The organism is Rhizobium sp. L1K21 (genome assembly GCF_024055895.1).
GTDB lineage: Bacteria > Pseudomonadota > Alphaproteobacteria > Rhizobiales > Rhizobiaceae > Ensifer_A.
In genome coordinates, this window is the sequence record NZ_JAMXLE010000001.1 from 1409547 (window position 1) to 1423191 (window position 13645).

A 13645-nucleotide genomic window follows, 5' to 3' on the forward strand; every position below is an offset into this window, starting at 1 on the left:
TATGGAGGCCGCAGCGGTGACATATGACGTCGAGGCAATCCGCAAGGATTTTCCCATCCTTTCGCGGGAGGTTTATGGCAAACCGCTCGTCTATCTCGACAATGGCGCATCTGCGCAGAAGCCGCAGGTGGTGATTGACGCGATCAGCCATGCTTATGAGAATGAGTATGCCAATGTTCACCGCGGTCTTCATTTTCTGTCCAATGCGGCGACCGATGCCTATGAGGCGGCACGCGAGACGGTTCGCGCTTTCCTGAATGCCGGTTCGGTGGAGGAGATCGTCTTCACCAAGGGTTCGACCGAAGGCATCAATACGGTGGCTTATGGTTGGGGCATGGACAATATCGGCGAAGGCGACGAAATCGTTCTGTCGATCATGGAGCACCATTCCAATATCGTTCCTTGGCATTTTATCCGGGAACGCAAGGGGGCCAAGCTCGTTTGGGCACCGGTCGATGAACAAGGCGCATTTCATCTCGAAGATTTCGAGAAATGCCTGACGGAAAAAACCAAGCTGATTGCCATCACGCAAATGTCGAACGCGCTCGGTACCGTGGTTCCTGTCAAGGAAATCTGCCGTATTGCCCGCGAACGGGGCATTCCGGTTCTCGTCGATGGCAGTCAGGGTGCCGTGCACATGCCGGTCGATGTGCGTGATATCGATTGCGACTGGTATGTGATGACCGGGCACAAGCTTTACGGTCCTTCCGGCATCGGTGTCCTTTATGGCAAGATGGATCGTTTGAAGTCCATGCGGCCTTTCGAGGGCGGCGGTGAGATGATCTTCGATGTGACCGAAGACAGTGTGACCTACAACGACCCGCCGCACCGTTTTGAAGCCGGAACGCCGCCGATCGTGCAGGCGATCGGGCTTGGTGCTGCATTGAAATATATGGAAGGCGTGGGGCGCGCGGCGATTGCCGAGCATGAAGCCGGATTGGCGGCTTATGCAGCCGAACGGCTGCGTTCGGTCAATTCTCTGCGGATCCTTGGCGAAGCGCCTGGCAAGGGTGGGATCTTTTCCTTCGAGCTTGAAGGCATTCACGCGCATGACGTTTCCATGGTGATCGACAGGCAGGGGGTTGCCGTGCGTGCTGGAACCCATTGTGCGCAGCCGCTCTTGAAACGCTTCGGCGTGACCTCCACATGCAGGGCATCATTTGGTATGTACAATACCCGCGCTGAAGTTGATAAACTCGTTGAAGCGCTTGAATATGCACGTCAATTTTTCGGATAACAGAGGCCAGTGATGAGCGAAGAGACTCAGGCAGCGACGGATGTTCGCGAAAATGTTGTAAATTCCGCCATTCCGGCTGATGAGCTGGCGCGCCTTTCGGACGACATTATTTCGGCCTTGAAGACAGTCTATGATCCGGAAATTCCGGCCGATATTTTCGAGTTGGGTCTGATCTACAAGATCGATATCGAAGACGACCGGATGGTGAAAATCGATATGACCCTGACGGCACCGGGATGCCCGGTTGCAGGCGAAATGCCCGGCTGGGTGGAAAACGCCGTCAGCACGGTCGAGGGCGTTTCGGGCGTTGAGGTTGCGATGGTTTTCGATCCGCCGTGGACGCCGGACCGCATGTCGGAAGAGGCGCAGGTGGCGATCGGCTGGTATTGAAGCCTTAAGAGAAAGCCACTAGACTCAGAGCGCGTGAACAACCCCTGGGCCTTTAACCCAGGTGGGAAGGAGCAAAAATGGCATTTGAAGTCATCACACTGACGGACGCTGCGGCAGCCCGCATCAAGGCAATTGTCGAGAATGCAGGCGGCGACGCAAAGGGCATACGTGTCTCCATCAAAAAGGGCGGTTGCGCCGGGATGGAATACGCTGTCGACCTCGTGACTGAGCCTGTGAAGGGCGACGACTTCGTGGAACGCGATGGCGCCAGCGTCTGGGTCGATCCGGCAGCCGTGCTTTATCTTCTCGGTACGCAGATGGATTTCGAAGTGACCAAACTTCGTTCCGGTTTTGTGTTCAACAACCCGAACCAGACGTCTGCCTGCGGATGTGGCGAATCCGTTGAGCTGCAGGCTGCGGATCTGGCGCAGTTGGCCGGGGTGGAACGTCGTATTTCGTGAGTTTCCCGCCGCAAGGATAGGCTTTTTGCAAGGTGGCCCTTGGTCAGGGTTAGGACTTGGCGTGTTGGTTTTGTCCGCATACTGTGGATTTGCATGAAAACACTCGAGTCGGCGATCCATGGAAGAAAGCGTTTCAGTTCAGCTGTTTAAGGCGATGCGGCGGCCGACGCTGGTGACGGACGACCGGGGTGTGATCCTGGAAGCCAATCCAGCATTTCTTTCCACGTTCGAACTTGATAGCGCGAAGGCTATAGGCCAGCATCTGACGGATTTTCTGGAGCCTCTGGGCAATTGGAAAGCAGCCGGCGTCAACGGGCTCTCCATGACATATCGTCATAGCGGTGCCAGCTCTCTGGCTCCATCTGGCCGCCTGCAGATCAACCGCTATGAGAGCAGTGGCAATAGCGGCTTTTTCATCTTCATTGATTCAGGCACCGCATTTGAGGCTGAGGAAATCCTGACTGCGCTTTCCTACATAGTGGAGAATTTTCCGCATCCGATTCTGATATGGGGGAAGTCCGCGGAGCTGCTGAAGTACAACGACGCCGCCAAACAGCGTTTTGTTGCCATCAGCGATCTCTTTCATCTCGGTCAGGACCGACAGGTTCTTTTGACTGCAGCGCGCGATCGTGGCGTCTTCGGTACGAATAATAAAGAGCATTCTTTCGATCAGGTGCTGCAGTTACAATATGTGACGGACAAAGAAAGGGGGCCGCTGATCAACGAGCTGCAAGCGCCGGATGGGACATGGCACCGTGTGACGGCCTATTTTTCGCCCGACGGGTGGGGGGCCTCGTTTTATGAAGATATTTCCGAGCTCAGACGGGCCCAGAGTGAACTTTCCACGCGCACCCGCGAATTTGAGCTGATTCTGCAAAATGTTCCCGATTTCGTTGTCGTCGCGGATGCGGATTTTCGTGTGAACTATGTCAACGCCTCCTATGAAGAGGCGACCAGCCGGACGCGGGACAGCTGGATAGGCGAAAGATGCCTGCCCGACGAGGACGGCGATGATGGAAATGATCTCGAAGAGATGTTCATCAGCGCCACGCCTGACAGTCCGTCCATAAGCTTTGATGAATGGATGCGTGTCGAAGATGGGGGGCGGCGCTGGATCAGGTGGCGTTGCAGGGTGCTTTTTGATGGCGGTGAGCGCTCAGGGATGATCAAGATCGGTCGCGACATCACTGTCGAGTACGAGCAGGAACAGCACCTGCGCCAGCAGAGTTCGGAGCTTGCCAAGAAAAATGAATCTCTTGAGCGGTTTGCCGCTGTGGTTTCACACGACCTGAAGGCTCCGTTACGGCATATCGCGATCTTTGCGGATATGGTGGTCGAGGAAGTCGGAAAGGAACATTACGAACAGCTTCCGCAATTTGCCAAACATATCCAGAACTCGGCCGTGCGCATGGACGGCGTGATCAAGCGTCTTCTGGAATATTCGAAGGTTGCCTATAAAACGGTGTCGCGCCATCACGTGCCTTTGTCCGATATCGTGGTTCAGGCTGTTCAGAACCTGGAGAGCCAGGTTGAAAATGCACGTGCGGAAATCCTGGCGTCGGACCTTCCCTATTATTTTGGCGACCCGGATCTCTTGCGCCAGCTTTTTCAGAACTTGATAGGCAATGCGGTGAAATATTGTCGTCCCGGCCAGAGGCCGCGGGTGCGGATTTATTGTGCACGCGAGAGCGGAAATCTGCAGATTTTTGTCGAAGACAACGGGATTGGAATTGATCCCAGATATGCCGACAGCATCTTTACCGCATTCCGACGGCTGCATAAGGATGAGACTGTCTATGACGGATTCGGGATCGGCCTGGCGCTGTGCAAGCAGATCGTCGACAGCCATCTCGGATCAATTCGTTTGGATACGAGTTACAAGGGTGGAGCGCGGTTTGTTATCGAACTGCCGCTGAAGAGTTGAGAAAGGCAGCGTTTGTCAGATAAAGGCGTTTACAGGATCATGGTTGTTGAGGATGATCCGCTGGATTTCGGGTTTTTCACGACCGCTTTCAAGGAAATACCAGCCCAAACCGAACTCTTCAATTGGCCAACCGTGGAAGGCGCCGTGGAGGAAATCCTGCAGACGGCGTGCGAAATCGCAGTCGTGGATATCAATCTGCGCGACGGCTCCGGGATCGATGTTATTCGCGAAATACGCGCGCATCCGCGGTTGGGTAAAATGCCGCTGGTGGCCTTGTCATCATCGGTGTCGGATATCGATGTGTCCGAATGCTACGAGGCTGGTGTAAACGCCTATGTGGAAAAGCCGCTTTCGATGGAGAAATACCGGATGTTCGCAAAAGCGTTCGGGACGTTCTGGCTCGAATCGGCGGTCTTGCCCGATTAAATAAGCGCCTATTCGGTGCTGTCGATGCTGGCAGGCGATGCGGTCTGCGTTTCCGGCATGGGTGAAGAGCTGCTTGCAGCTTCGAGGGGTGCAGCAGGCGGAGGTGACGACATGCCCGGCAGGTCGTGCTCGGCTGAAGTGTTTTCCCGCTCAGCTTCGTCAGTTACTGCCTGAAGTTCCTCCTCGTCGGGCTGCTTGGGACCTTCAAGATAGGCGTATTCGGCAATTGCCTGATCGAGGGATACGTGGCGGTAGCTGTGGTGGGCGGCAGTAAGAAACGCCAATTGCAGCGATGGCGGGCGCACAACGTTCAACAGACCGCGGTCATATGCGTCGGCGCTTTCGACCGCACGCGCATGCCAATCCGAGATCGCCTTTTCCAGGGGCGAATTGCGGCTATCGCGCGGCTTGTACGCTTCGCTGGCGTAGGCGGCCGTCATGGGCGATACTGTAATGACCTGCGTCATGGGTGGGCACCCGATTAAAACATTCGTAGACTATCCATCATACACCCGACAGGTTGCCCGTACTTGAAGAAAAAGGAGCTGTTTTTATTCAATATTTACCTTCTTGTACCGAGGGTATTTTCAGTTTGTACTTCCTTTGAAAAAGGTGATGAATGGACAATCTTCGCCGGCTTGATCATGCCGTTCTTTCCGTTGAAACGCTCACCGTTGCGCGCGCCCGACTGGAAGCGCTCGGGTTTCGGGTGGCCAATGATGCACGTCACCCTTTCGGTACGGAGAATGCCTGCGTTTATTTCGCAGACCAGACCTATCTTGAGCCGCTGGCTGTTGCAGATGACATGGCGATGCAACACTCGGTTACAGAGGGGAACAACTTCACGCGCCTTTTCGGCCAGTACCGGCACTCGACGGAGACGGAGGGCTTTGCGGCAATCGCGCTCAAGAGCAGCGATGCCGATGGCGATCATGGGTATTTTCAGGAAACGGGCATTTCTGCGGGCGGTATGCTGGCATTTTCGCGTCCATTGAAGCGCCCGGATGGGACGGAAACCGTGGCCAGTTTCAAACTCGCCTTTTCCGCAAAACCCGCCGAAGAGCGCTTTTATGTTTTTACCTGCCAGCGGATCAATGTTTCCGCACTTGCCGATGAAGCGTTGCTGGCACACGAAAACGGGGTCGTCGGCACAAAGGGCATTATCCTCTTGAGCAAAGAGGCTTCGGATCGCAATTATCTTGGCGCGATCTTCGGGGCTGCGGTTGAAGATGAATATGGCCTCGCTTTTGTCATGAATGGTTCAAAATTGCATGTGATGGAAGAAGAAGGGCTTCGTGACTATGTTGGCGCGGCCTGCGCAACAAAGGCAGAAGGTCTGACTGGAATTGCGGTTGTGTTTGGCGTGCGTGACGTTAGAAAGACAGCGGAACTGTTCGAAGCCCGCGGTATCGCATACGAGAAGCGTGCAGACCGCCTTGTGGTCGCTGCCGAAGCTGGGCAGGGTGCCATATTTGTGTTTGAGGAAGAAGCCGCATGAGTGATGCGAAGACGAATGGACGCGTGGTTGTTGGTGAGGGTGCCAAGGCCGTTACCTTTTCCAACAGTGCAAAGCTGTCGCTGATTGCCGGACCCTGCCAGATGGAAAGCCGCGACCATGCTTTTGAAATGGCTGGCGCGCTGGTGGAGATTTGCGACAAGGCCGGGATCGGGCTCGTTTACAAGTCGTCCTTCGACAAGGCCAACCGTACGTCGCTTTCAGGCAAACGCGGCATCGGACTTGAAAAAGCGCTGGAGGTTTTTGCCGATCTGAAGCGCGAATTCGGCTTTCCGGTGCTGACCGATATTCATACCGAAGAGCAGTGCGCGCAGGTTGCCGACGTTGTCGATATTCTGCAGATCCCTGCGTTCCTCAGCCGTCAGACGGACCTGCTGGTGGCCGCAGCCAAAACGGGGCGGGTCATCAACGTGAAAAAGGGACAGTTTCTTGCCCCCTGGGACATGAAGAATGTGCTGGCCAAGCTGAACGAGAGCGGCAACCCGAATGTTCTGCTTTGCGAGCGTGGTGCGTCCTTCGGCTATAACACGCTTGTTTCCGACATGCGTTCGCTGCCGATCATGGCGGCGATGGGTGCGCCGGTGATATTCGACGCGACGCATTCCGTGCAGCAGCCGGGCGGGCAGGGTGGCTCCACCGGCGGGCAGCGGGAATTCGTGGAGACGCTTTCACGTGCAGCTGTTGCCGTTGGCGTGGCTGGCGTCTTCATCGAGACGCATGAAGATCCAGACAATGCGCCGTCTGACGGACCCAATATGGTGCCGTTGAAGGATATGGCGCGATTGCTGGACAAGCTTCTGGCATTCGATGCTGTCGCCAAGGGGTGACATCCTGAACGCTATGGAATTCGGCGCGTTGAGTGCCGGTTTCAGGCAGTATAAAGTTCACGGAGTGGGACGGTTCCATTTGGAAATGAAACGCTCTAAGAAAACAACGAACGAAACTCCCACCAACAGGTAAAGAAATGACCGCAATTGTAGATATCGTTGGCCGCGAAATTCTCGACAGCCGTGGCAATCCCACCGTCGAAGTCGATGTTCTTCTGGAAGATGGCAGCTTTGGCCGGGCGGCTGTGCCATCCGGTGCTTCGACCGGTGCGCATGAAGCCGTGGAATTGCGTGACGGCGGATCGCGCTATCTCGGCAAGGGTGTTGAAAAGGCCGTTGCCGCGGTCAATGGGGAAATCTACGAAGCGATTGCCGGTTTTGAAGCTGAAAACCAGCTCGAAATCGATGAAGCCATGATCACCATGGATGGCACGGCAAACAAGAGCCGTCTGGGTGCCAATGCGATCCTCGGCGTTTCTCTGGCGGTTGCCAAGGCTGCCGCGGAAGCGTCCGGCTTGCCGCTTTACCGTTATGTTGGCGGTCCGAACGCGCGCATTCTGCCGGTTCCGATGATGAACATCATCAATGGCGGTGCGCATGCCGACAACCCAATCGATTTCCAGGAATTCATGGTCATGCCGGTGGGCGCGGAAACGCTGCGCGACGCCGTGCGCATGGGCTCTGAAGTGTTCCATACGCTGAAGAAGGAATTGAGCGCGCAAGGCCACAACACCAATGTGGGCGATGAAGGCGGTTTCGCGCCGGGTCTGGAAAGCGCACCTGCCGCACTCGACTTCATCATGAAGTCGATTGAGAAGGCCGGATACCGTCCGGGCGAGGACATGTATGTGGCGCTCGATTGCGCCTCGACCGAGTTCTACAAGGACGGCAAGTACGTTCTGGAAGGCGAAGGCCGCACGCTGGAAGCGGGCGCCATGGCTGAATATCTCGGCGAGCTGGTTTCCAAGTATCCGATCATCTCCATCGAAGACGGTATGGCAGAAGATGACTGGGACGGCTGGAAGGCCTTGACCGATCTCGTCGGTTCGAAGTGCCAGCTGGTGGGCGACGATCTTTTTGTGACGAATTCCGCGCGCCTGCGCGACGGCATCAAGATGGGCGTGGCAAACTCCATTCTGGTGAAGGTCAACCAGATCGGCTCGCTGTCGGAAACGCTGGACGCTGTGGAGACCGCGCACAAGGCTGCCTATACGGCAGTGATGTCGCACCGCTCGGGCGAGACGGAAGATTCCACCATTGCCGATCTGGCGGTTGCCACCAATTGCGGTCAGATCAAGACTGGTTCGCTTGCCCGCTCCGACCGGCTTGCAAAATACAACCAGCTCATCCGCATCGAAGAAGGCCTGGGCGCGCAGGCCGTCTACGCAGGACGTTCGATCCTGCGCGGCTAAGCGGCCAATCGCAGTTTTAGAAAAATGCAAAGCGCGGTGAAATTTACCGCGCTTTTTTTGCGCCTGCGAAACAGAGTCAACGCTCGGTTAAGAACTCTCGTCTAATCTGCGAGATCAGTATTGCGTAACAGGGCATCTCCATGTGGACGAGGCATCATAAGAAGAAAAAACTCGGCCGTTTCATTCTTCCGGCCATCACTGCTGCATTTCTCGGATATTTCGGTTATCATTCGCTGCATGGCGACTACGGTCTGCGTGCGATGGAGGAATTCGACCGTCAGAGACTGGAGCGGCAGGAGACCTTGACCACGCTGCAAACCAAGCGCAAGCAGCTGGAAAGGCAGGTTCGGCTGCTGAGCGATGGGTCCATGGACAGGGATATGCTTGACGAACGTGCGCGTTATTCGCTCAACGTTTCCAAGCCGAATGAGGTCGTCATTTTTAACTGATTTCACGATTTAACCGAAATCAAGTTAATTCTATTTTCCTCAAATATTTCAATTGGATAGTTGGAATGGAAGCTATGCGCTCAGGGCATTGCTCATTCTCCGAAACTGGCCTATTGTTTTCATCAATGAAGTCTAAACAGGGAGGGACTGTATGGCTCCGCGTAAATCCGCCGCGGCGAGCGCTGCTCGTAAATCACCTGCCAGGTCGTCTAAAAGAGATACATCTGCCAAGGTCGCTGAATTTTCCAAGGAAGAAGAGCTTTCCGCCTATCGCGAAATGCTGCTGATCCGCCGCTTTGAAGAAAAGGCGGGGCAGCTTTACGGTATGGGCTTTATCGGCGGTTTCTGTCACCTCTATATCGGGCAGGAAGCTGTCGTGGTGGGCATGCAGATGGCGCTGAAGGACGGCGATCAGGTGATTACCGGCTATCGCGATCACGGCCATATGCTGGCAACCGGCATGGAAGCGCGCGGCGTGATGGCCGAGCTGACCGGGCGCAAGGGCGGCTACTCCCACGGCAAGGGCGGCTCCATGCACATGTTCTCCAAGGAAAAGAATTTCTATGGCGGACATGGTATCGTTGGTGCGCAGGTTTCCCTCGGCACTGGCCTGGCGTTTGCCAACCGCTACCGCGACAACAAGAATGTTTCGGTTGCCTATTTTGGTGATGGCGCAGCCAACCAGGGGCAGGTCTACGAAAGCTTCAATATGGCGGCACTCTGGAAACTGCCGGTTGTTTATGTCGTGGAAAACAACCGCTACGCCATGGGTACCTCGAATGCGCGCTCGACAGCGCAGCATGACTATTCCAAGCGCGGGGCGTCTTTCTCCATTCCCGGCGTCCAGGTGGACGGCATGGATGTGCGTGCGGTCAAGGCTGCAGCCGAAGAGGCGCTGGAACATGCCCGCAGTGGCAAGGGTCCCTTTATTCTTGAAATGATGACCTATCGTTATCGCGGCCACTCCATGTCCGACCCGGCGAAATATCGCTCCAAGGATGAAGTGCAGAAGATGCGCTCTGAACACGACCCGATCGAACAGGTGAAAGCGCGCCTGATCGAACAGGGTTGGGCTTCGGAAGACGAACTGAAAGCCATCGACAAAGATGTACGCGACGTGGTGGCCGACAGTGCCGAATTTGCACAAAACGATCCGGAGCCGGATGCATCCGAGCTCTACACGGACATCTTGCTGTAAGCGAAAGGGAGGACATCCATGCCAGTAGAAATTCTTATGCCCGCCCTTTCTCCGACCATGGAAGAAGGTACGCTTTCCAAGTGGCTGAAAAAGGAAGGCGACAGCGTGACCTCGGGTGACGTGATTGCTGAAATCGAAACCGACAAGGCAACCATGGAAGTGGAAGCCGTTGACGAAGGCGTGATCGGCAAATTGCTGGTTGAGGCCGGCACCGAAAACGTGAAGGTGAATACGCCGATTGCCGTGCTTCTCAGCGAAGGCGAAAGCGCTGATGATATCGGCAAGGCAAGTTCGCCGGCGCCGAAGAGCGAACCGTCTGACGCCGCTGGCGGCAAGGCCCGTGAAGCTTCGGAAGAAGCCCCGCCGCAGAAGGTTCCCGCAGCGCCGATGCAGACCGAGGTTGCATCCGATCCGGATATTCCGGAAGGCACGGAAATGGTGCCGACGACGGTGCGCGAAGCGCTGCGCGATGCGATGGCCGAAGAAATGCGCCGGGACGGCGATGTCTTTGTGATGGGTGAAGAGGTTGCTGAATATCAGGGTGCCTACAAGATTACCCAGGGCCTGCTTCAGGAATTCGGCGATAAGCGCGTGGTTGATACGCCGATCACCGAACATGGTTTTGCCGGTGTCGGCGTTGGTGCGGCCATGGCCGGGCTGAAGCCGATTGTTGAATTCATGACCTTCAACTTCGCCATGCAGGCGATCGACCAGATCATCAATTCCGCTGCCAAGACGCTTTACATGTCCGGCGGCCAGATGGGCGCGCCGATGGTGTTCCGCGGACCGAACGGTGCGGCAGCACGTGTGGCGGCGCAGCACTCGCAGTGTTATGCCGCCTGGTACAGCCATATTCCGGGTCTCAAGGTTGTGATGCCTTATACGGCGGCAGACGCGAAGGGGCTTTTGAAAGCGGCGATCCGCGATCCGAACCCGGTGATCTTCCTGGAAAACGAAATTCTTTACGGCCAGACCTTTGATGTGCCGAAGCTGGATGATTTCGTTCTACCAATCGGCAAGGCGCGTGTTCACAAGACGGGCAAGGATGCAACGGTTGTGTCCTTCGGTATTGGCATGACCTACGCGGTGAAGGCCGTTGAGGAACTGGCAAGCCAGGGTATTGATGTCGAGCTGATCGACCTGCGCACAATTCGCCCGATGGATATTCCGACTGTGATCGAATCCGTGAAGAAGACGGGTCGTCTGGTGACCGTGGAAGAGGGGTTCCCGCAGTCTTCCGTTGGTACGGAAATTGCCACCCGCGTGATGCAGCAGGCGTTCGACTATCTTGATGCGCCGATCCTGACGATTGCGGGCAAGGATGTTCCGATGCCTTACGCGGCCAACCTAGAAAAACTGGCTCTGCCGAATGTCGGTGAAGTCGTCGATGCGGTGAAAGCCGTCTGCTACAAATAAGGGAGGCGAGGACATGCCCATTCAAATTACCATGCCTGCGCTCTCACCGACGATGGAAGAGGGCAACCTGGCCAAGTGGCTGGTGAAGGAAGGCGATACAATTGCACCCGGTGACGTGATTGCGGAAATCGAAACCGACAAGGCGACGATGGAAGTGGAAGCAGTCGACGAAGGCACTGTTGCCAAGATCGTCGTACCCGCTGGTACAGAAGGCGTGAAGGTGAATTCGCTGATCGCGATCCTTGCCGGTGAAGGCGAGGATGTTGCCGAAGCTGCCAAGTCTGGCGGCGAAGGCGGCTCTGCTGAAAAAGCGCCTGCAAAGAAAGAGGAGGCTGCGGCCTCCGAAGCGAAGGCTGAGCCGGAAAAGGCTGCTTCGGCACCTGTGGCCGACAAGCCTGCGCCGACACCGGCTGCGGGACCTGCGCCCACGGCCGCTGGCGAGCGGGTGTTCTCTTCTCCGCTGGCGCGTCGTCTGGCAAAGGAAGCTGGTCTCGACATCTCCGCAATTTCCGGTTCCGGTCCGCATGGCCGCGTCGTAAAGGCCGATATTGAGAAGGCGAAGTCTGAAGGCACCGGCAAGTCTGCTGCTCCCTCTGCTGCGCCTGCTGCGGCTGAAGCACCGAAGGCTGCTGCAACAGGTCCGTCCGACGATGCCGTTCTCAAGCTCTTTGAAGAAGGCTCATACGAACTTCTGCCGCATGACGGTATGCGCAAGACGATTGCGGCGCGTTTGACGGAGTCCCACCAGACGGTGCCGTCCTATTTCGTGTCGATGGATTGCGAGCTTGATGCACTGCTGGCGCTTCGTGCGGACATCAACAAGGCGTCGCCGATGATCAAGACGGAGAAGGGCGAGGTTCCGGCCTACAAACTCTCGGTCAATGATTTCATCATCAAGGCGATGGCGCTTGCACTGCGTGATGTGCCGATGGCAAACGCATCGTGGACCTCGTCTGCGCGCGTGAAGCACAAGCATTCCGATGTCGGTGTTGCTGTTGCCATTCCCGACGGTCTGATCACACCAATCATCCGCAAGGCTGAACAGAAGACGCTGTCCGTCATCTCCAACGAGATGAAGGATCTGGCACGCCGTGCACGCGACAAGAAGCTGAAGCCTGCCGAATATCAGGGCGGTACAACGGCTGTTTCGAACCTCGGCATGTTTGGTGTTTCGAACTTTACCTCGATCATCAACCCGCCGCATGCATCGATTGTTTCGATTGGTGCCGGTGTTGAAAAGGCCGTGGTCAAGAATGGCGAAGTCAAGGTCGCAACCGTGATGACGGCGACCTTTGCCTTCGACCACCGCGTGATCGACGGTGCGCTGGGTGCTGAACTGGCGGCTTCGTTCCAGGGCCATATCCAGAACCCGATGGGCATGCTGGTATAAGCGCGGGACGCGGTGCGATGAAAACCGTTCTTGCCTTTGGCGACAGTCTGACTTGGGGTTATGATCCGATCAGTCTCGGTCGGCATGAATATGCCGATCGCTGGACTTCGGTTCTGCAAAAGGGTCTCGGGCATGGCGCAAGGGTGATCCCTGAGGGCTTGAACGGGCGCACCACAGCCTATGACGATCATCTGGCGGATTGTGACCGTAACGGCGCGCGGCTTTTGCCAAGCATTCTGGAAACGCACAAGCCGCTTGACCTGGTGATCATCATGCTTGGCACCAATGACATGAAGCCGGTTGTGGCCGGTCGTGCGGTCAATGCGGTTGCTGGCGTCAAACGGTTGGTCGGGCTCATTCGCAATCATGAATGGGGCTTCGACTTCGACGTGCCGGATGTGTTGATTGTTGCACCACCGCGTATTTGCGAAACGGCCAATAGCTTTTTCGCAGCTCTTTTTCAGGGTGCGATGGATGAATCGGCGATGTTGGGCAGCCTCTATCGCGATCTGGCCGATGAACTGGGATGCGGTTTTTTTGATGCCGGGTCTGTGGCGAAGACCTCGCCCAACGACGGGATCCATCTGGATGCAGAGAATACAAGTGCCATCGGGCGCGGGCTTGAGCCTGTCGTTCGCATGATGCTGGGAATGTGATTTCTTTTTGATCAGGATCAAGGAGGTATGAGCGGAAGGTTTTAGCCTTGAAGCATCTCAATTCACCAAAGGAGATGGGACAATGGCGAATACCCCGCATGAGTTGGCAGAAGAATTTCCCGAATTCGTCAACAAGCTGCGCCATATGCGCGAAGTTGACGGGCATTTCTATCGCATCTCGAACGAATATCACGAGATCAACCGGGCCATTCATCGCGCCGAAACCGACATAGAGCCAGCAGACGATTTTCATGTCGAAGATATGCGCAAGAAGCGGATGCTGCTCAAGGATGAAATCTACGGGATGCTGGTGAACCACGAAATGGTTGATCCGATCCCATAA

At 56.0% G+C, this 13645-nt stretch carries 15 protein-coding genes; 14 read left to right on the plus strand and 1 reads right to left on the minus strand.

Translation table 11 applies throughout. The features are described from left to right. Position 1 precedes the first annotated feature (1 nt). The 5 genes from NHF56_RS06725 to NHF56_RS06745 all read left to right on the plus strand — a co-directional run bounded on the left by NHF56_RS06725 (position 2) and on the right by NHF56_RS06745 (position 4438). Positions 2-1237, plus strand: coding sequence for a cysteine desulfurase (locus NHF56_RS06725; protein WP_252804878.1), 1236 nt, complete (start codon positions 2-4; stop codon positions 1235-1237). A 12-nt stretch (positions 1238-1249) separates the two neighbouring features. Continuing rightward, a complete protein-coding gene (locus NHF56_RS06730; protein WP_254007593.1) occupies positions 1250-1627 on the plus strand; it encodes an SUF system Fe-S cluster assembly protein in 378 nt (125 codons plus the stop codon). Positions 1628-1704: 77 nt separating this feature from the next. Next, entirely contained in the window at positions 1705-2088 is a 384-nt protein-coding gene (gene sufA / locus NHF56_RS06735) for a Fe-S cluster assembly scaffold SufA (protein ID WP_252802755.1), read from the plus strand. Positions 2089-2206: 118 nt separating this feature from the next. Then, on the plus strand, positions 2207-4012 hold the full coding sequence (locus NHF56_RS06740; protein WP_252802757.1) for an ATP-binding protein: 1806 nt from the start codon (positions 2207-2209) through the stop codon (positions 4010-4012). A gap of 12 nt (positions 4013-4024) precedes the next feature. After that, a complete protein-coding gene (locus NHF56_RS06745) occupies positions 4025-4438 on the plus strand; it encodes a response regulator (RefSeq protein ID WP_252802759.1) in 414 nt (137 codons plus the stop codon). Positions 4439-4446: 8 nt separating this feature from the next. Here NHF56_RS06745 and NHF56_RS06750 read toward each other — a convergent pair whose 3' ends face one another. Beyond that, entirely contained in the window at positions 4447-4905 is a 459-nt protein-coding gene (locus NHF56_RS06750; RefSeq protein WP_252802760.1) for a hypothetical protein, read from the minus strand. A 152-nt stretch (positions 4906-5057) separates the two neighbouring features. Here NHF56_RS06750 and NHF56_RS06755 point away from each other — a divergent pair, with 152 nt between their 5' ends. The 9 genes from NHF56_RS06755 to NHF56_RS06795 all read left to right on the plus strand — a co-directional run bounded on the left by NHF56_RS06755 (position 5058) and on the right by NHF56_RS06795 (position 13645). Continuing rightward, positions 5058-5936, plus strand: a complete 879-nt coding sequence (locus NHF56_RS06755) for a VOC family protein (RefSeq protein WP_252802762.1) — start codon at positions 5058-5060, stop codon at positions 5934-5936. Then, positions 5933-6781, plus strand: coding sequence for a 3-deoxy-8-phosphooctulonate synthase (kdsA, locus tag NHF56_RS06760; RefSeq protein WP_252802764.1), 849 nt, complete (start codon positions 5933-5935; stop codon positions 6779-6781). The genes NHF56_RS06755 and kdsA overlap by 4 nt, the downstream gene beginning before the upstream one ends. A gap of 137 nt (positions 6782-6918) precedes the next feature. Further along, a complete protein-coding gene (gene eno / locus NHF56_RS06765) occupies positions 6919-8193 on the plus strand; it encodes a phosphopyruvate hydratase (protein ID WP_252802766.1) in 1275 nt (424 codons plus the stop codon). A 140-nt stretch (positions 8194-8333) separates the two neighbouring features. Then, positions 8334-8642 carry a septum formation initiator family protein gene (locus tag NHF56_RS06770; RefSeq protein ID WP_252802768.1) on the plus strand — a complete coding sequence of 103 codons (309 nt, stop codon included), beginning with the start codon at positions 8334-8336 and terminating at the stop codon, positions 8640-8642. Between the two features lie 151 nt (positions 8643-8793). Next, on the plus strand, positions 8794-9840 hold the full coding sequence (pdhA, locus tag NHF56_RS06775) for a pyruvate dehydrogenase (acetyl-transferring) E1 component subunit alpha (protein WP_252802770.1): 1047 nt from the start codon (positions 8794-8796) through the stop codon (positions 9838-9840). A gap of 18 nt (positions 9841-9858) precedes the next feature. Beyond that, positions 9859-11256, plus strand: coding sequence for a pyruvate dehydrogenase complex E1 component subunit beta (locus NHF56_RS06780; protein ID WP_252802772.1), 1398 nt, complete (start codon positions 9859-9861; stop codon positions 11254-11256). A 13-nt stretch (positions 11257-11269) separates the two neighbouring features. After that, positions 11270-12646, plus strand: a complete 1377-nt coding sequence (locus NHF56_RS06785; RefSeq protein ID WP_252802774.1) for a pyruvate dehydrogenase complex dihydrolipoamide acetyltransferase — start codon at positions 11270-11272, stop codon at positions 12644-12646. Between the two features lie 17 nt (positions 12647-12663). Then, on the plus strand, positions 12664-13302 hold the full coding sequence (locus NHF56_RS06790) for an SGNH/GDSL hydrolase family protein (protein WP_252802776.1): 639 nt from the start codon (positions 12664-12666) through the stop codon (positions 13300-13302). Between the two features lie 82 nt (positions 13303-13384). Beyond that, the gene (locus NHF56_RS06795; protein WP_252802778.1) at positions 13385-13645 is read left to right on the plus strand and encodes a YdcH family protein; all 261 of its coding nucleotides are present in this window, start codon (positions 13385-13387) and stop codon (positions 13643-13645) included.

Excerpts from the sequence above, each read along its gene's own strand:
- NHF56_RS06785 (WP_252802774.1), top strand. The coding sequence starts at position 11,270 with ATGCCCATTCAAATTACCATGCCTGCGCTCTCACCGACGATGGAAGAG.
- NHF56_RS06740 (WP_252802757.1), top strand. The coding sequence starts at position 2,207 with ATGGAAGAAAGCGTTTCAGTTCAGCTGTTTAAGGCGATGCGGCGGCCG.
- sufA (WP_252802755.1), top strand. The coding sequence starts at position 1,705 with ATGGCATTTGAAGTCATCACACTGACGGACGCTGCGGCAGCCCGCATC.
- NHF56_RS06780 (WP_252802772.1), top strand. The coding sequence starts at position 9,859 with ATGCCAGTAGAAATTCTTATGCCCGCCCTTTCTCCGACCATGGAAGAA.
- kdsA (WP_252802764.1), top strand. The coding sequence starts at position 5,933 with ATGAGTGATGCGAAGACGAATGGACGCGTGGTTGTTGGTGAGGGTGCC.
- NHF56_RS06790 (WP_252802776.1), top strand. The coding sequence starts at position 12,664 with ATGAAAACCGTTCTTGCCTTTGGCGACAGTCTGACTTGGGGTTATGAT.
- NHF56_RS06795 (WP_252802778.1), top strand. The coding sequence starts at position 13,385 with ATGGCGAATACCCCGCATGAGTTGGCAGAAGAATTTCCCGAATTCGTC.
- NHF56_RS06770 (WP_252802768.1), top strand. The coding sequence starts at position 8,334 with ATGTGGACGAGGCATCATAAGAAGAAAAAACTCGGCCGTTTCATTCTT.
- NHF56_RS06755 (WP_252802762.1), top strand. The coding sequence starts at position 5,058 with ATGGACAATCTTCGCCGGCTTGATCATGCCGTTCTTTCCGTTGAAACG.
- NHF56_RS06725 (WP_252804878.1), top strand. The coding sequence starts at position 2 with ATGGAGGCCGCAGCGGTGACATATGACGTCGAGGCAATCCGCAAGGAT.
- eno (WP_252802766.1), top strand. The coding sequence starts at position 6,919 with ATGACCGCAATTGTAGATATCGTTGGCCGCGAAATTCTCGACAGCCGT.
- NHF56_RS06730 (WP_254007593.1), top strand. The coding sequence starts at position 1,250 with ATGAGCGAAGAGACTCAGGCAGCGACGGATGTTCGCGAAAATGTTGTA.
- NHF56_RS06750 (WP_252802760.1), bottom strand. The coding sequence starts at position 4,905 with ATGACGCAGGTCATTACAGTATCGCCCATGACGGCCGCCTACGCCAGC.
- pdhA (WP_252802770.1), top strand. The coding sequence starts at position 8,794 with ATGGCTCCGCGTAAATCCGCCGCGGCGAGCGCTGCTCGTAAATCACCT.